Source organism: Streptomyces sp. NPDC021212, assembly GCF_044332925.1.
GTDB lineage: Bacteria > Actinomycetota > Actinomycetes > Streptomycetales > Streptomycetaceae > Streptomyces.
The window spans coordinates 40,263-55,929 of record NZ_JBIRPZ010000011.1; the positions used below are offsets into that span (position 1 = coordinate 40,263).

Below are 15,667 nucleotides of genomic sequence, written 5' to 3' on the forward strand. Positions count from 1 at the left end.
CCATGGATCTTGGACTCGAAGACCGCGTGTACATCGTCACCGGAGCCACCCGTGGGCTGGGCCGCGCCGCCGCCGCTGAGCTGGTCGCCGACGGCGCCAAGGCCGTCATCACCGGCCGTGACGCCGAGGCCGCCGCCGCGGCCGCCGACGGCCTCGGCCCGAACGCGGTCGGCGTCGCCGCCGACAATGCCGACCCCGACGCCGCCGAACGGCTCATCGCCACCGCCCGCGAGCGGTTCGGCCGCTTCGACGGCATCCTCATCAGCGTCGGCGGGCCGCCCGCCGGGCCCACCGCCGACATCACCGACGCCCAGTGGCAGACCGCCTTCGACTCGGTCTTCCTCGGCGCCGTCCGGCTCGCCCGGGCCGCTGCCGCCGAACTCACCCCCGGCGGTGTGATCGGCTTCGTCCTCTCCGGCTCCGTCCACGAGCCCGTCCCCGGCCTCACCGTCTCCAACGGCCTGCGCCCCGGGCTCGCCGGCTTCGCCAAGAACCTCTCCCTGGAGCTGGGACCGCGTGGCGTCCGCGTCGTCGGCCTCCTCCCGGCCCGCATCGACACCGACCGGGTCCGCGAGCTGGACGGGCTCTCCGGCGATGCCGATGCCGCGCGTGAGCGGAACAGTGCGGCGATTCCGCTGCGGCGGTACGGGACGCCTGACGAATTCGGCAAGGCCGCCGCGTTTCTCCTCTCGCCGGCGGCGTCCTACCTGACCGGGCTGATGCTCCCCGTGGACGGGGGCGCGCTCCACGGCTGGTGACGCCGGGGCGGGTCTTCCCCACCCCGCCCCTTCCCGAACCTGGGGGCAAGCCCCCAGCCCCCCCACCGGGGCTCCGCCCCTGGGCCCCGCTCCTCAATCGCCGGAGGGGCTGGGATGTGGGGCATCTCCGGCCCCCAGCATGCTCCTCAAGCACCGGAGGGGCTGAGTGGTGGGGCCCCTCCGCCCCGGAACCCCGGGTGGGGGCTCCGCCCCCACACCCCCGCTCCTCAAACGCCGGAGGGGCTGGGATGTGGGGCAACTTGCCGGTGCGGGGTCTCCGGGCGGGGCGCAGCCCGCCCCCGCACCGCGCCCGCCACCGGGCCGGTGGCCACCGCACGGTGGGAGGGGGTGAGGTCGCTCCCACCGGGCGGAACGGGAGCGGGGGCGCGTCACCGGGCGGGCCGGACGGAAACGGGCCGGGCCCGGGGCCAACGGGCGGGGAGGCGCTGCACGCCGCGAGGGGCGGGGGCGCACCTGGCCTCTGTGTACGCCGGTGCCGGGCCGTGGCCCGGGGCCAGCCGGCGGAAAGGGGCGGGGGGCGCACCCACCCCGCACCCGCGCCTACCGCGCCCGCTCCGCGCCGTGGGACTCGCCCCGGAGGCGGACCTCCGTCGGGAGGTGGGGCAGGCCCGCCGAGCCTCGGGCGGGGGCCAGGGCTTCGGACTCCAGCGCGCGCAGGGTGGCCACCGGCTCCGCGCTCGCGGTCAGGACCAGGCGCACCCTCGCCCTGGGGGCCGTGCGGTGGCCGTGGAGGTGGACGTGGGCTCGGGAGACCCCGGAGAGGGACTCCGCGTCGGCGCTCAGGGCGGCTTCGAGGGCGGAGCCGCGCAGCGACGCGCCGGCGCTGTCGTCCAGGGGGACCTGGACGTCGTGCAGCCGGCGCCGCCGCAGTTGGGTCAGGGCCCACCACAGGGCGAGCAACACCAGCACGCTCAGCCCCGCGATGACGCCGGGCCACCACCAGTCCTCGTCGCGCCAGCGCACCCGGTCCGCGCGGGACAGCAGGACGGCGTCGGGGGAATGCCGTCCGGTGACGAGGACCGCCGCACCCCCAGCCATCAGGGCAGCGCCCAGTACCCCCAGCAGCACCCGGTTCACGATGCGCACGCCGCCCTCACCTCGCCGGTCGCCGTACGCGGACGGACAGACCGGGCCGCCGGGCGAGCCCGAGTTGGCGGATGCCGTCTCCGAGCGCGGTCAGCAGGTCGGCCCGTACCTCGTCGAGGTCGCGGAAGTGGGCCTGGGCGCGGGCCCTGATCCGGCGGCGGCCGACGTCGACCCGTACGGCCCGTACGCCGGGCACCGCCATCGCGCGCTCGCGCAGCACCAGACCGGCGGCGGTGCGGTCGATCCCGGCCCGGAGGTCGTCGTTTTCGTCGTCGCGCATGGGCAGGAGGCTCCGTAGGCCCGGGGTCACGGCCAGCGCCACCATCCACACGCCCAGCACGACCAGGGCTACCGCGATCCCTACCATCCAGCCGTCGCCGAGCGGCCGCGTGGCGAGCTGTTCGGCGAGCCACCGCCGCCACTCCATCACGGGGTGGCCGGTGCGCTGGGACACGATGTCGTACAGGAGCAGCCCGAGCGCGCCGAGCAGCACCAAGGCGGTCAGCCCGGCCGGTACGCGCCGGGCCGACCAGAAGCGGTGGCGAGGCCAGAAGCGGTGACGAGAATCGTTCATCGGACCGTGCCCCGGTCCAGGTGCGGTGAGTGCAGCCGTTCCACGGTGACCGCCACGTCCGGCACCTCCATGCCCGTCAGTTCGCCGACCCGCGCGGCCACATGACGCCGTACCGTCCCGCACTGCGCGCCGATGTCGGACGGATAGCCCAGCTCGACGGCGACCCGTACGCGCGCGACGCCCGCGCGGACCGCGACGACCGCGTACGGCAGCAGCCCGCTCCCGGCGCCGAGCGCTTCCCGCGCCGCCCGCGAGGCGATCTTCGCGACGACGCGGTCCGCGATCCGCGTCGCGCCCCGCTCCCCCGGCTCACTCACGGCGCATCCTCACCGCCGCCGTTCGCCACGGTCACGGGTACGGAAGAAGTCGCCCGGTTCCAGGTCCCCGTCCAGGAACCGGCCCGCGACGAACCCGACCGCGCCCAACGCCGCCACCAGCAGAAAGGCCCCGAAACCACCGAAGTATCCGGCGAAAGCCAGCGCCATCCCCGCGATCATCCCGATCACGGCCATGCTCATCGTGTGCTCCCCTGCTGGAGCCAACCGGAGCTACTGCAATCTCGGCTCCGGCGATTCCTCTTCCTCATCCGGCAACTTCACATCGCTGACCGCGATGTTGACCTCGACCACCTCAAGGCCGGTCATCCGCTCGACCGCCGTGATCACGTTCTCCCGCACGGCCCGGGCGACGTCGGCGATCGAGACGCCGTAGTCCACCACGATCTCCAGGTCGAGGGCCGTCTGCACCTCGCCCACCTCGGCCTTCACCCCGCGGGCGACCGACTTGCCGCCGCCGGGCACCCGGTCGCGGACGACCCCGAAGGTGCGGGCGAGGCCGCCGCCCATGGCGTGGACGCCGACCACATCGCGGGCGGCCATTCCGGCGATCTTCTCGACCACGCCGTCGGCGATGGTGGTACGGCCGCGGGCTCCCGGGTCGACACCGCGTCCAAAGGTCTTCGGCGTGTCGGCGGACGGCTCCGTGGCAGGTGTCTGGGGCCGGTTCCGTGGTGCGGTCTGAGACATCACCAATCGCCCCTTTCTCTCCTTTTTGCCCTAATTACCACCCTAAAGGCGCTTGGCCCGCAATGCGCACGTTATGCATCATTCAGGCATGGTCACGGACCGGCTCGCACACGCCGTACGCCAGCAACTGCGGCTCGGCCGCCTCCTCCCCCTGGGCGGGCCGGAGGACGGCGCCTGGCTGACCGAGCGCGCGGCGGACGCCGTGCTCCGCCGGGCGGCCGGAGCCCTGCCCGGCGTACGTCTCGGCGCGCTCCGTATCGCGCCGGCCGACCCGGACGCCGCCGCGCGGCCCGCGGTCCCGGCCCCGCCGAGCGCGCTGCCACCGGGACCGCTGCGGGTCGAGGCGGAGTTCGCGGCGACGGCGGACCAGCCGCTGCCGGTGACGGCGGAACGGCTGCGCGGGGCCCTGCTGGGCGCGGCCGCGGACCGGCTCGGGCTGGCCGTCGGCGCCGTGGACCTCCGGGTGACGGACGTGCTGGACGAGGCACCGGAGCGCGAGCCCCCGCCCGCCGAGGAGCAGCCGGACGAACGGGAACCGGGCGAACGGGAACCGGGCGACGGCTCGGACATCGCCGCCGCGGTCCTGGCCGTGCCCGGCGTGGCCCGGCTCGCCCCGGTGCTGAGCCACCAGGCCGTACGGGTCGAGGGCCCGCACCTCCGGGTCGAGCTGGCCGTCGCCCCGCGTCACCGCGCCCTGGATGTGGCCCGCGCGGTGCGCGGGGCGGTCGCGGCCACCGTCCCTGCCCCGGCGACGGTGGCCGTCCTCGTCACCGCCGTGGACGACGACTGACCGTCGCCGGGGTCACCAGTGGTAGCGGTGCACGGCCTGGGCGACGCAAGCCGGCTTGTCGCCGCCCTCCTGCTCCACCACCAGGTCGATGACGGCCTGGGCGCCGCCGTCGCCGAGTTCCTCCACGGAGACGAGCGTCGCCCCGGCCCTGATCGTGGCGCCGGCCGGTACCGGTGCCGGGAACCGCACCTTGTTGAGGCCGTAGTTGACGGCCATCCGGACGCCGCCCAGTTCGAGGATCTCGCCCCACAGCGGGATCAGCAGGGAGAGGGTGAGATAGCCGTGGGCGATGGTGCCGCCGAAGGGGCCGTCCTTGGCCCGCTCGGGGTCGACGTGGATCCACTGGTGGTCCCCGGTGGCGTCGGCGAAGGTGTCGATCCGGTCCTGCTCGATCCGGTGCCACCGGCTGTGGCCGAGGTGCTGTCCGGTCAGCTGCTTCAGCTCGTCGAAGCTGTTCACGGTCGTGGGCATGCAAAGACTCCGTTCGTCTGGTGAGTCCGCTGCGCGTCGTCAGCGCAGGGCGGACTTGCGGATCTTTCCGCTGGCGGTGCGCGGCAGCGCGGTCCGCAACTCGACCGCCTTGGGCACCTTGTACTTCGCGAGGCGGCCCGCGAGGTGGTCGAGCAGGTCCTGCGGATCGGTGGCGGCTCCCGCCCGGAGGACCACGACGGCCTTGCCGACCTCGCCCCACCGGGCGTCCGGCATGCCGATCACGGCGCATTCGAGGACGTCGGGGTGGTCGTACAGCGCGTTCTCGACCTCGGCCGGATAGACGTTCTCACCGCCCGAGATGATCATGTCTTTGACGCGGTCCACGATGAACACATAGCCGTCCTCGTCCCGCACCCCCACGTCCCCGGAGCGGAACCAGCCACCCTCCAGCAGCGCGTCCGCGGTCGCGTCCGGCAGGCCGTAGTAGCCGCGCATCACATGGGGGCCGTGCACCAGGATCTCGCCGGGCTCCCCGGGATCCGCCTCGCCGGTCAGGTCCGACCGGACCAGCCGGACGTCGGTGAAGAAGTGCGGCACGCCCGCGGAGCCCGCCTTGACCGCGCTCATCTCACGGTCGAGCAGGAGCGTCCCGGGGGACGCCTCGGTCATCCCGTAGCCCTGGATGAAGGAGAGGCCGCGCCGCAGATAGACGTCGATCAGCGCCTTGGGGACGGGGGAACCGCCGCACATCAGGGTGCGGACGGACGACAGGTCCGCCGTCTCCCAGCGCGGCGACTCCGCGACCGCCGCGAACATGGCGGGGACGCCGAACAGGCAGGTCACGCCCTGGCTCTCGATCAGGTCGAGCATCCGTTCCGCGTCGAAGCCGGGCTCTATCACCACGCGTCCGCCCTTGAGCAGGGTCGGCAGACAGGTCATGTTGAGCGCGGCGGTGTGGAAAAGGGGCGCGGTGACGAGGGTGATCTCGTCCGAGGCCAGATCGGTGTCGACCAGGACGTTGAGGCTGTTCCAGGTGATGTTGGCGTGGCTGAGGACCGCGCCCTTGGGCTGTCCGGTGGTACCGGACGTATACATGATCATGCACGGGTCGTCGGCGGCCATGACCTCGTCCGCCCGGTTGTCCCCGTCCCCGTCCCCGTCTGTCAGATCGTCGACCGCCACCGCGATGCCCGGACCCGCTTCCTCCGCCGTCTCCGCGCAGCGCGCGTCGTGGAGGAGCAGCCGCGCACCGGAGTCGTTCAGCATGTAGGCCAGTTCGGGCGCGGCGAGCCGGGTGTTGAGCGGGACGAAGACCGCGCCCACCGCGCAGGTGGCGAAGAGCGCGTGGAGGAACGAGGGGTGGTTGGGGCCGAGGTAGGCGACGCGGTCGCCGCGCCGGACCCCGCGCCCCCGCAGGGCCCGGGCGAACCGGGTGACGGTCTCGTCCAGCTCCCGGTAGGTCTGGGTGTCGTCGCCGTGGACGATCGCGATCCGCCCGGGGGTCTTACGGGCCCGCCGTCGCGGCCACGACCCGATGCCCTCTCCGGCGCCCCGGCCGATGCTGTGCTCCGGCATCTCCCGCTCACTCCTTCGTGAGGCCGAGCAGCCGTGCCGCGTTGTCCTTGAGGATCAGCGGCCGAACCTCGGGCTTGATCTCTAGTCTGTCGAAGTCGGCCAGCCAACGGTCCGGGTCGATCACCGGATAGTCGGAGCCGAACAGGACCTTGTGCTTGAGCAGCGAATTGGCGTAGCGGACCAGCTGCGGCGGAAAGTACTTCGGCGACCAGCCGGACAGGTCGATGTAGACGTTCGGCTTGTGCGTGGCGACGGCCAGCGCCTCGTCCTGCCAGGGGAACGACGGATGGGCCAGGATGATCCGCAGATCCGGGAAGTCCACGGCGACGTCGTCCACGTCCATCGGGTTGGAGTACTTCAGCCGGATCCCGCCGCCCCCGCGCACGCCCGCGCCGATCCCCGTCTGCCCGGTGTGGAAGAGCGCGGGCACCCGAAGCTCCTCGATGGCCTCGTACAGCGGATAGAACCGCGGGTCGTTCGGGTGGAACGCCTGGAGGGACGGATGGAACTTGAAGCCGCGCACCCCGTGGCCCTCGACCAGCCGCCGCGCCGCCCGCACCGCCGCCCGGCCCTTCCACGGGTCGACGCTGGCGAACGGGATGAGGACGTCGGCGTGTTCGGCGCAGGAGGCGGCCACCTCCTCGTTGCTGATCGGCGGATGGCCGGTGGCGCTCTCCGCGTCCACCGTGAAGACGACGGCGGCGATGCGGCGTTCGCGGTAGTGGGCGGCCAGCTCGGGGATGGTGGGCTGCCGGGCGCCATGGGTCTTGAAGTACGCGGCGGAGGCTTCGGCCAGTTCACCGCTCAGCGAGGAGTGGCCGTCCGCCGAGACCTCGGCGTGGGTGTGGACGTCGATGGCGACGAGATCGTCGAGGTTCACCGTCCGGCCCCCTCCGCACCGTTCGGGCTGTTCGGGTCGGAGGGCGCGGGGATGCCCACGCCCTCCGGGTGCCGCCCCAGCGACGTACCCCAGACGCCCGCGACGGCGTCCGCGTCCCAGCCGCCCTCGCGGTAGACCGCCGCCCGCTCCTCGGGGTGGGTCCACAGGGTCAGCCGGTCGCCGCCGATGCCGATGGCCTGCCCGGTGATGCCGTCGGCCGCGTCCGAGGCGAGGAAGACCACGAGCCCGGCGACGTCGTCGGCGGTGCCGAAGCCCTCGCCCTGGCGCAGCCAGGCGGGCAGCGGTTCGCCGCGCTGCTCGTACGCCTCGACGTACGGCGCGAAGGCGGGGATGGTCGCCGTCATGGCGGTCGCGGCGACGGGGATCACCGCGTTGACGCCGATACCGGCCTTGGCGCACTCCATCGACCAGGTGCGGGTCATGCCGACGATGCCCGCCTTGGCGGCGGAGTAGTTGGTCTGCCCGAAGTTGCCGCGCTGTCCGGCGGGTGAGCCGATGAGGATCAGCCGGCCGCCCCCGCCGCGCTCGCGCATGTGCCGGACGGCGGCGCGGGCGCAGGTGAAGGTGCCCTTGAGGTGGACGCCGACGACCGCGTCGAAGTCCTCGTCGGTCATCTTCCACAGCACCCGGTCGCGCAGGATGCCCGCGTTGGTGACGAGGACGTCCAGCCGCCCGAACGCCTCGACCGCGCGGTCCACGAGCGCGTCGGCGACCTCGCTGCTGCCGACCGCGCCGGGCGCGGCGACCGCCGTACCGCCCTCGTCGGTGATGACCTTGACCGCCTGTTCGGCGGTGGCGGCGTCGGCGTCGTTGACGACCACCTGGGCCCCCGCCCGGGCCAGGGCGCGGGCGTAGGCGAGGCCGAGGCCGCGCCCGGCGCCGGTGACCACGGCGGTCTTCCCCGTCAGCTCCATGGACTTCAGATCCCTTCCGGTGTGACGCGTTTCGGGGGACTACGAGTATCATCAGGGTCCCTGATGATGAAGTGCAGCACTCCGGGAGGTCGGGTGTCAATGGGCGGAGCGGCGGCCGGACGCCCGCCCCGGCCATCGGTCGGGCAAGATGGCCGAATGACCACTTCCGAGCAGTCCGACACGGCGCAGCTGGACCAGGTCGGCACGCTCTACCTGGTGAAACGGCTGGAACAGGCGATACGGGCCCATCTGGACGCGCTGCTGCGCCCGCTCGGCCTGACCACGCTCCAGTACACGGCGCTGACCGTCCTGGAGCGCCGGGACGGGCTGTCGTCGGCCCAGCTCGCGCGGCGGTCGTTCGTCAAGCCGCAGACGATGCACGAGATGGTCCAGACGCTGGAGGAGCGGGGGTTCATCGAGCGCCGCCGGGATCCGGCCAACCGCCGGGTGCTGCTCATCAGCCTCAGCGACCGGGGGCGGGAGGCGCTGCGCGCCTACGACGAGCAGGTGCGGCTGCTGGAGGAGCGGATGCTCGGCGGGCTGACCGAGGACCGGCGCGGGGAGCTGCGCCAGGCGCTGATCGACTGCACCCGGGCGATGTCGGCCGAGCCGCCGCGGGCGGAGGGGGACGCGGCGACGCCGTAGGACGACCGTCATCCGCCCTGGATGGCCTGACGGGCGGCCCGCAGGTCCTCCACGGTGCGGGCCAGCTCGTTGACGCAGTCGACCAGCTCGGTCGGCTTCTCGTCGCCCCCGCCCCCACGCAGCACCGCCGTGGTGCGGGCGAGCTGTTCGGACACCCGCTCCAGCCGCTCGTCCGAGGGGTCCGCCGCACCGGCCAGCTGGCGGCGCAGCTGCTCGGCCTGGGCGGCGAGCTGGAGGTTCTTGCGGTGCAGGTCCAGAAAGACGTTGACCTTGGTCCGCAGCAGCCAGGGGTCGATGGGCTTGGTGAGGAAGTCGGCGGCGCCGATGGCATAGCCCCGGTAGCGATAGTCCGAGTCGGCATCGGTGCCGGTCAGCAGGATGATCGGGACATCCTTGGTCTGGTCGAGGCGCTTCATGTTGGCGGCGGTCTCGAAGCCGTCCATGCCCGGCATCAGGACGTCGAGCAGCACGACGGCGAAGTCCTGCCGGAGCATCGCCTTCAGCGCCTCCTCGCCCGAGTGGGCGCGGACGAGACGCTGGTCGAGCGGGCCCAGGACGGCCTCCAGCGCGATCAGGTTCTCTTCCATGTCGTCGACGATCAGGATTCCGGCGCGGTCGGGTGCGGCGGCGCTCATGGCTCCCCCTGTCTCGGCCTCGGCGGGCGCGTCTCCGCGTCCGGGCCGGTCGTCTCGTCCGCTGCGTCCGCGTCAGCGGGCTCCTCGCCGCTCCGGGCGGGCTCCCCCGTTTCCGTGGTCTCCGCCGGTTCTCCCGGGGCCGGAGCGCCCTGCGGGTCGAGCAGATCGCAGACCGTGGACATCAGCCGGTCGACGTCCACCGGCTTGGGGACGTAGCCGTTGGCGCCGCTTTCGAGTGCCTTCTCGCGGTCGCCGGGCATGGCCTTGGCGGTCAGGGCGATGATCGGCAGATCGGCGAGCCGGGGGGTGCCGCGGATGGCCCGGATCGTCTCGTAGCCGTCCATCTCCGGCATCATCACGTCCATCAGCACCAGGGACACATCCGGGTTGCGGTGCAGGACGTCCAGCCCCTCGCGGCCGTTCTCCGCGTACTTCACGGTCATGCCGACCCGCCCCAGCACATGGGTGAGCGCGAAGACGTTGCGGATGTCGTCGTCGACGATGAGGATGCGGCGGCCGGTGAGCACCCGGCTGGGGCGGCCGCACTGCCACTCCTGGAGCCGGGGAGGCTCCGTCCGCGCCGCGTCCTCGCCGTCGCCGTGGTCCTGGGGGGCGAGCAGACCGGCCAGGGAGCTGCGGTCGCCGGTCACGCCGCTCTGGTCGCTGAAGACCCCGCTGGGCGCGTGGTCGGCGGTGTCCGGAAGCGATTCGTCCGTGGCGGGCAGCGCCGCCGGGACGGTGGCGCCGGTGGCCCGGGGGTCGGACACATCGGGCGACGGGACGACCCCGGCGTAGTGCGCGGGGACGTACAGCGTGAAGCAGGAGCCGACGCCCTGCTCGCTCTCGGCGATGATCCGGCCGCCCAGCATTCCGGCGATCTCCCGGCTGATGGACAGCCCCAGGCCGGTGCCGCCGTATTTGCGGCTGGTGGTGCCGTCGGACTGCTGGAACGCCTCGAAGATCACGGGCAGCTTCTCGGGCGCGATGCCGATGCCGGTGTCCTTGACGGAGAAGGCGACGACCGCGTCCGCGTCGCGCAGAGTCTCCTCCTGGAACTCCGCGTCGGCCGCCCGCTCCACGCGCAGCTTCACTCCGCCCGAGGAGGTGAACTTCAGGGCGTTGGAGAGCAGGTTGCGCAGGATCTGCTGGATCCGCTGCTCGTCGGAGTACAGCTCGCGCGGTACGTCCTCGCCGACGGCGATCTCGAACGACAGGCCCCGGTCGATGGCGAGCGGCCGGAAGGTGGCGTGCACGTAGTCGAGCAGCTTCATCAGCGGCAGCTTCTTCGGGCGGACGTCCATCCGCCCGGCCTCGATCTTCGACAGGTCGAGGATGTCGTTGATCAGCTGGAGCAGGTCGGAGCCGGAGCGGTGGATGGTGGTGGCGAACTGCACCTCCTGGGGAGACAGCCGCTGGTCGGCGTTGTCGGCGAGCAGCCGGGCCAGGATCAGCAGGGAGTTGAGCGGGGTGCGCAGCTCGTGCGACATGTTGGCCAGGAACTCGGACTTGTACTGCGAGGCGGTGGCCAGCAGCGCGGCCTTCTCCTCCAGCTCCGCGTTGGAGCGCTGCAGCTCGTTGGAGCGCTGCCGCAGTTCGGTGGTGAGCCGCTGGGATTCGGACAGCAGCGACTCGGTGCGGGCGTTGGCGATGATGGTGTTGATCGAGACGCCAATGGTGTTGACGAACTGGTCGATGAAGGCGAGGTGGACCTCGCTGAACCGGCCGAAGGAGGCCAGTTCGATGACGCCGAGCACCTGGTCCTCGTACAGGACCGGCAGGATGACGACGCTGGTGGGGAGCGCGGAGCCGAGTCCGGAGTTGATGGTGACGTAGTCGGCCGGGACGTTGTTGATCAGGATCCGCTTCTTCTCCAGGGCGGCCTGGGCGACCAGCCCGCGGCCGGGGGTGCCGCTGGCCGGCAGCGGGCCGTCGTCCTGCTCGGTGCCGTATCCGGCGATCAGTTTCAGGCCGTCGCCCGGTTCGACGCCGGGCTGGCCGAGGAAGAACGCTCCGAACTGGGCGTTCACCAACGGGGTCAGCTCGCGCAAAATCAGGTCGGCGACCTCGACCAGGTCGCGGTGGCCCTGCATCAGGGAGGCGATACGGGCGAGGTTGGACTCCAGCCAGTCCTTGGCGCGGGTGGTCTCGCGCAGGTTGGCGACCATGAGGTTGACGTTGTTCTTCAGCTCGGCGACCTCGCCCTGGGCCTCGACCGAGATGGATCCGGACATATCGCCCTGGGCGACGGCGGAGGCGACCTCGGCGATGGCGCGCACCTGGGTGGTGAGGTTGAGGGCGAGGTCGTTGACGCTGGTGGTCAGCCGCTTCCAGGTGCCGTAGACGCCCTCGACCCGGGCCTGGCCGCCGAGCCGGCCCTCGCTGCCGACCTCGCGGGCGACGCGGGTGACCTCGGCGGAGAACGAGGAGAGCGTGTCGACCATCGTGTTGATGGTCGTCTTCAGCTCCAGGATCTCGCCGCGCGCGTCCACGTCGATCTTCTTGGACAGATCGCCCTGGGCGACCGCGGTGGCCACCTGGGCGATGTTGCGGACCTGGGAGGTCAGGTTGCCCGCCATGAAGTTCACGTTGTCGGTCAGGTCCTTCCACACCCCGGACACGCCCGGCACCTGGGCCCGGCCGCCGAGCTGACCCTCGGTGCCCACCTCGCGGGCCACCCGGGTCACCTCGTCGGCGAACGCCCGGAGCTGCTGGACCATGGTGTTGACGGTGTCCTTCACCTCCAGGATCTCGCCCCGGGCGTCCACGGTGATCTGCTTGGACAGATCGCCGTTGGCGACCGATGTGGTCACCTGGGCGATGTTGCGGACCTGGCTGGTCAGGTTGAGCGCCATGAAGTTGACGTTCTCGGTCAGGTCCTTCCACACCCCGGACACGCCCCGGACCTGCGCCTGACCGCCCAGGTTGCCCTCGGTGCCGACCTCACGGGCCACCCGGGTCACCTCGTCCGCGAAGGACGACAGCCGGTCCACCATGGTGTTGATCGTCGACTTCAGCTCCAGGATCTCGCCCTTCGCCTCCACGCCGATCGTCTTGCTGAGGTCTCCTTCGGCGACCGCGGTGGCCACCTGGGCGATGTTGCGGACCTGGGAGGTCAGGTTGTCCGCCATGAAATTGACGTTCTGAGTGAGGTCCTTCCACACCCCGGACACACCCCGGACCTGCGCCCGGCCACCGAGCCGGCCCTCGGTGCCCACCTCGCGGGCCACCCGGGTCACCTCGTCCGCGAACGCCGACAGCTGGTCGACCATCGTGTTGACGGTGCTCTTGAGCTGGAGGATCTCGCCCCGTGCGTCGACGGTGATCTTCTGTGAGAGATCGCCGGTGGCGACCGCCGTGGTCACCTGGGCGATGTTGCGGACCTGGCTGGTCAGGTTGGACGCCATGAAGTTGACGTTGTCCGTCAGGTCCTTCCACACCCCGGACACGCCCCGGACCTGGGCCCGGCCGCCGAGTTCGCCCTCGGTGCCCACCTCGCGGGCCACCCGGGTCACCTCGTCCGCGAACGCGCGCAGCTGGTCGACCATCGTGTTCACGGTCAGCTTCAGCTCCAGCAGCTCACCGGTGGCCTCGACGGTCACCTGCTGGGTGAGGTCGCCGCGGGCCACGGCCGTGGTCACCACGGCGATGTCGCGGACCTGACTGGTCAGCCGGGAGGCCATGGTGTTGACGGCCTCGGTCACCTCGCGCCAGTCCCCGGACAGCCCCTGGACCTTCGCCCGGCCGCCGAGTCGGCCCTCGGTGCCGACCTCACGGGCCACCCGGGTCAGCTCGCCGGTGAACAGGGAGAGCTGATCGACCGTGCGGTTGACGCCGCGGGCCAGCCGCCGCAGATCGCCGCGCAGCTGACGGTTGCCGTCGTGCAGGTCGACCCGCCGGGTCAGATCGCCCGCGGCGATGGCGTCCAGCACCCGGGTGGCGTTGGACACCGGCCCGGTCAGCGCGTCCACCAGCTGGTTCGCGTCGTCCACGCTGGTCGTCCACGCGCCCTGGCCGGGGCTCGCGGTGAGCCGCTCGTCCAGGCGCCCCTGGCGCACCACCTCGCGGCGGACCCGCTGGAGCTCGGAGGCCAGGTGGGCGTTGCGCGTCACCAGCTGGTTGAACGCGCCGGCCATTTCGCCGAGCACGCCCTCGTTCGTGCCGTCCATACGTACGGTGAAGTCGCCGTCGCACAAGGCGTTCATCGCCGCCAGCAAGGACCTCAGCTCGGCTGTGCACTCCGTGGGATTCGGCTCGCGTGCCATGGCGCCGCCCTTTAAAAGATCATTAGATATCCCTACGTCTGTCATAATATGGCACCTAGATGGCCCAATCCGCCCGAATTGCCCAGGAGCCCCACGTGGGAGCTTTGCTTCCCCTCTCACGCGAGTCCGTCGCCCGGACAACGCTGCCAGGAAGCGTGCGCGCACCAGGGGTTGCGCGCACGTTCGTCCGCGCCACCCTCGCGGGACAGACCGCGACGGAAATCCTCGGTCCTGGGGCGATCGGCGCGCGGGTCACCGAGGACGCGGCGCTGCTGGTGAGCGAGCTGGTCACCAATGCCGTGCTGCACGCGGGCACCCGGGTCGAGGTCACCTGCCGCCTCCGGGCCGGGAACGGAGCAGAGGATTCCGGCGACACCGAGGCCGAGCCGGTGGACCGCCCGGGGATCGTCATCGAGGTTGCCGACCTGCATCCCGCCAGCGTGGTGCTGGGCGGGCCCGACACCCAGCGCCACGGCCGGGGCCGCGGGCTCCAGCTGATCGGCGCGATCGCCGAGTCCTGGGGCGTGACGTACCACCGCTCCCGCAAATCCGTGTGGTTCCGCCTGGACACCGAGACGGCGTCGGCCCAGGTCGACGCCGTACCCGCCGAGGAACCCGGCCGCGCACCACTCGCCGCCGCGCCCCGCGCCCCAACCCCGCCGCAGAAGCCCCGCGACCGGACGGCGGAATGGGTCGACCGCGGCGGGCCGTCCTTCCTCGCCGAGGCCAGCGAGCTGCTCACCGGGCAGCTGGACGAGAACATGGTCGCCGCCCTCGCCGGGCAGTTGCTGGTGCCCCGGCTGGCCGACTGGTGCGCGGTGTGGCTGAACAACACGAGCGGCGGGCTGGAGCTGCGCCGGGTCTGGCACAACGACGAGCGCCGCATCGAGGCGCTCCGCGCCACGCTGGAGCGCGATCCGCCGCCGCCCGGGGTCGCCACCCCCTGGCCCTGGCCCGAGGCCGCCGACCCCTCCGGTACGGGCGGCTCCGCGCTGACCTTCCCGCTCATCGCCCGCGGTCGCCACTACGGCCTGCTGCTGCTCGGCCGCGCGGGGGTGGCGCAGATGACCGACGGTGTGGTGCGGCTCGCCGACGACGTGGCGCGGCGGATCGCCCAGGCCGTGGCCACCGCCCGGCAGTACACCCAGCAGGCCACCATCAGCCGGGCGCTGCAGCGCCGCCAGCTGCCGGTCTCGCTGGCCCACATCCCGGGCGTGGACACCGCGATCGTCTACGAGCCGCACGGCGAGGGCCAGACGGTCGGCGGCGACTTCTACGACCTGTTCCCGATGGGCGGCCGCCGCTGGTGCTTCCTGCTCGGCGACGTCTGCGGCAGCGACCCGGAGGCGATGTCGGTGACGGGCCTCGCCCGCCATCTGGTGCGGCTGCTGGCCCGCGAGGGCCACGGCGTGGAGTCGGTGCTCACCCGGCTCAACCAGGCTCTGGTGGAGGAGGAGGCGGAGGCCGCGGCGCTCGGTGGCGATCAGTCCCGGGCGCGTTTCCTCAGCCTGCTCTACGGAGAGCTGGAGCCCGACCCGGACTCGGGCGGCGCGCACTGCGTCCTGGCCAGCGCCGGGCACCCGCTGCCGCTGCGGCTGAGCACCGACGGCACAGTGGCGCCCGCGGCGCTCCCGCAGATGCTGCTGGGCATCGACGACGAGCCCGACTTCCACGCCGACTCGCTGGACCTGGCGCCGGGCGAGACGCTGCTGTGCGTGACCGACGGAGTGACCGAGCGGCGGGACGGCAACCGGCAGCTGGACGACGACGACGGCCTGGCCGAGATCCTGCGCGGCTGTGCGGGACTCGGCGCCAAGGCCGTCGCGGAGCGGGTGCGGCAGGCCGCCCACGAATTCGGCACCGAGCCGATCGACGACGATCTCGCGGTGCTGGTGCTGGAGGCCGTGCCGACGTCGGCACAGGAGCTGATGCGGGCGCTGTGAGCAGGCGGCCGGGCTGCGAAGTTCTTGAAATCTGTACGTCCCGGGACCTTGCCGCCCCCTCCCCCGAGGAGCATCATCAGGATTCCTGAGCATTGAGGAGTCCGCG

Annotated in this window: 15 protein-coding genes; 4 read left to right on the plus strand and 11 right to left on the minus strand. The window is 72.3% G+C overall.

Going from position 1 to position 15,667, the window contains the following annotated elements; all coding sequences use genetic code 11:
- Positions 1 to 2: 2 nt before the first annotated feature.
- Positions 3 to 758: an SDR family oxidoreductase gene (locus ACH4SI_RS28140; RefSeq protein ID WP_398300364.1), complete on the plus strand. Its 756-nt coding sequence runs from the start codon at positions 3 to 5 to the stop codon at positions 756 to 758.
- A gap of 561 nt (positions 759 to 1,319) precedes the next feature.
- Here the strand turns inward: ACH4SI_RS28140 and amaP are convergent.
- Genes amaP through ACH4SI_RS28165 form a run of 5 tightly spaced genes read right to left on the minus strand, consistent with a single transcriptional unit; the run spans position 1,320 to position 3,464 of the window.
- Positions 1,320 to 1,865, minus strand: a complete 546-nt coding sequence (gene amaP / locus ACH4SI_RS28145; protein WP_398300366.1) for an alkaline shock response membrane anchor protein AmaP — start codon at positions 1,863 to 1,865, stop codon at positions 1,320 to 1,322.
- A gap of 7 nt (positions 1,866 to 1,872) precedes the next feature.
- Positions 1,873 to 2,439, minus strand: a complete 567-nt coding sequence (locus ACH4SI_RS28150) for a DUF6286 domain-containing protein (protein ID WP_398300368.1) — start codon at positions 2,437 to 2,439, stop codon at positions 1,873 to 1,875.
- Positions 2,436 to 2,756, minus strand: a complete 321-nt coding sequence (locus ACH4SI_RS28155) for a hypothetical protein (RefSeq protein ID WP_398300370.1) — start codon at positions 2,754 to 2,756, stop codon at positions 2,436 to 2,438. The genes ACH4SI_RS28150 and ACH4SI_RS28155 overlap by 4 nt, the downstream gene beginning before the upstream one ends.
- A 9-nt stretch (positions 2,757 to 2,765) precedes the next feature.
- Positions 2,766 to 2,957 carry a hypothetical protein gene (locus tag ACH4SI_RS28160; protein WP_398300372.1) on the minus strand — a complete coding sequence of 64 codons (192 nt, stop codon included), beginning with the start codon at positions 2,955 to 2,957 and terminating at the stop codon, positions 2,766 to 2,768.
- A gap of 30 nt (positions 2,958 to 2,987) precedes the next feature.
- Positions 2,988 to 3,464: an Asp23/Gls24 family envelope stress response protein gene (locus ACH4SI_RS28165; protein WP_398300374.1), complete on the minus strand. Its 477-nt coding sequence runs from the start codon at positions 3,462 to 3,464 to the stop codon at positions 2,988 to 2,990.
- Positions 3,465 to 3,552: 88 nt separating this feature from the next.
- Between ACH4SI_RS28165 and ACH4SI_RS28170 the strand changes: the two genes are divergently transcribed.
- A complete protein-coding gene (locus ACH4SI_RS28170) occupies positions 3,553 to 4,254 on the plus strand; it encodes a hypothetical protein (RefSeq protein ID WP_398300376.1) in 702 nt (233 codons plus the stop codon).
- Positions 4,255 to 4,266: 12 nt separating this feature from the next.
- On the opposite strand, the gene ACH4SI_RS28175 is transcribed toward ACH4SI_RS28170, so the two are convergent.
- Genes ACH4SI_RS28175 through ACH4SI_RS28190 form a run of 4 tightly spaced genes read right to left on the minus strand, consistent with a single transcriptional unit; the run spans position 4,267 to position 8,085 of the window.
- On the minus strand, positions 4,267 to 4,725 hold the full coding sequence (locus tag ACH4SI_RS28175) for a MaoC family dehydratase (protein WP_398300378.1): 459 nt from the start codon (positions 4,723 to 4,725) through the stop codon (positions 4,267 to 4,269).
- A gap of 39 nt (positions 4,726 to 4,764) precedes the next feature.
- A complete protein-coding gene (locus ACH4SI_RS28180) occupies positions 4,765 to 6,261 on the minus strand; it encodes a long-chain fatty acid--CoA ligase (protein WP_398300380.1) in 1,497 nt (498 codons plus the stop codon).
- A 7-nt stretch (positions 6,262 to 6,268) separates the two neighbouring features.
- On the minus strand, positions 6,269 to 7,141 hold the full coding sequence (locus ACH4SI_RS28185) for an amidohydrolase family protein (RefSeq protein WP_398300382.1): 873 nt from the start codon (positions 7,139 to 7,141) through the stop codon (positions 6,269 to 6,271).
- A complete protein-coding gene (locus tag ACH4SI_RS28190; RefSeq protein ID WP_398300925.1) occupies positions 7,138 to 8,085 on the minus strand; it encodes an SDR family NAD(P)-dependent oxidoreductase in 948 nt (315 codons plus the stop codon). The genes ACH4SI_RS28185 and ACH4SI_RS28190 overlap by 4 nt, the downstream gene beginning before the upstream one ends.
- A 147-nt stretch (positions 8,086 to 8,232) precedes the next feature.
- On the opposite strand from ACH4SI_RS28190, the gene ACH4SI_RS28195 reads away from it, so the two are divergent.
- Positions 8,233 to 8,721 carry a MarR family winged helix-turn-helix transcriptional regulator gene (locus tag ACH4SI_RS28195; protein WP_398300384.1) on the plus strand — a complete coding sequence of 163 codons (489 nt, stop codon included), beginning with the start codon at positions 8,233 to 8,235 and terminating at the stop codon, positions 8,719 to 8,721.
- 8 nt (positions 8,722 to 8,729) lie between these two features.
- On the opposite strand, the gene ACH4SI_RS28200 is transcribed toward ACH4SI_RS28195, so the two are convergent.
- Together ACH4SI_RS28200 and ACH4SI_RS28205 are read right to left on the minus strand one after the other, a co-directional pair.
- The gene (locus ACH4SI_RS28200) at positions 8,730 to 9,356 is read right to left on the minus strand and encodes a two-component system response regulator (protein WP_398300386.1); all 627 of its coding nucleotides are present in this window, start codon (positions 9,354 to 9,356) and stop codon (positions 8,730 to 8,732) included.
- Positions 9,353 to 13,618, minus strand: a complete 4,266-nt coding sequence (locus ACH4SI_RS28205; RefSeq protein WP_398300388.1) for a HAMP domain-containing protein — start codon at positions 13,616 to 13,618, stop codon at positions 9,353 to 9,355. The genes ACH4SI_RS28200 and ACH4SI_RS28205 overlap by 4 nt, the downstream gene beginning before the upstream one ends.
- 59 nt (positions 13,619 to 13,677) lie before the next feature.
- Between ACH4SI_RS28205 and ACH4SI_RS28210 the strand changes: the two genes are divergently transcribed.
- Positions 13,678 to 15,561, plus strand: coding sequence for a SpoIIE family protein phosphatase (locus ACH4SI_RS28210; protein WP_398300390.1), 1,884 nt, complete (start codon positions 13,678 to 13,680; stop codon positions 15,559 to 15,561).
- The last annotated feature ends 106 nt before the right edge of the window (positions 15,562 to 15,667 follow it).

Bases quoted from the DNA above. Each gene is read 5' to 3' on its own strand.
- ACH4SI_RS28205 (WP_398300388.1), bottom strand. From the start codon at position 13,618: ATGGCACGCGAGCCGAATCCCACGGAGTGCACAGCCGAGCTGAGGTCC.
- ACH4SI_RS28195 (WP_398300384.1), top strand. From the start codon at position 8,233: ATGACCACTTCCGAGCAGTCCGACACGGCGCAGCTGGACCAGGTCGGC.
- ACH4SI_RS28150 (WP_398300368.1), bottom strand. From the start codon at position 2,439: ATGAACGATTCTCGTCACCGCTTCTGGCCTCGCCACCGCTTCTGGTCG.
- ACH4SI_RS28160 (WP_398300372.1), bottom strand. From the start codon at position 2,957: ATGAGCATGGCCGTGATCGGGATGATCGCGGGGATGGCGCTGGCTTTC.
- ACH4SI_RS28170 (WP_398300376.1), top strand. From the start codon at position 3,553: ATGGTCACGGACCGGCTCGCACACGCCGTACGCCAGCAACTGCGGCTC.
- ACH4SI_RS28210 (WP_398300390.1), top strand. From the start codon at position 13,678: ATGGCCCAATCCGCCCGAATTGCCCAGGAGCCCCACGTGGGAGCTTTG.
- ACH4SI_RS28180 (WP_398300380.1), bottom strand. From the start codon at position 6,261: ATGCCGGAGCACAGCATCGGCCGGGGCGCCGGAGAGGGCATCGGGTCG.
- ACH4SI_RS28140 (WP_398300364.1), top strand. From the start codon at position 3: ATGGATCTTGGACTCGAAGACCGCGTGTACATCGTCACCGGAGCCACC.
- ACH4SI_RS28165 (WP_398300374.1), bottom strand. From the start codon at position 3,464: ATGTCTCAGACCGCACCACGGAACCGGCCCCAGACACCTGCCACGGAG.
- ACH4SI_RS28175 (WP_398300378.1), bottom strand. From the start codon at position 4,725: ATGCCCACGACCGTGAACAGCTTCGACGAGCTGAAGCAGCTGACCGGA.
- ACH4SI_RS28200 (WP_398300386.1), bottom strand. From the start codon at position 9,356: ATGAGCGCCGCCGCACCCGACCGCGCCGGAATCCTGATCGTCGACGAC.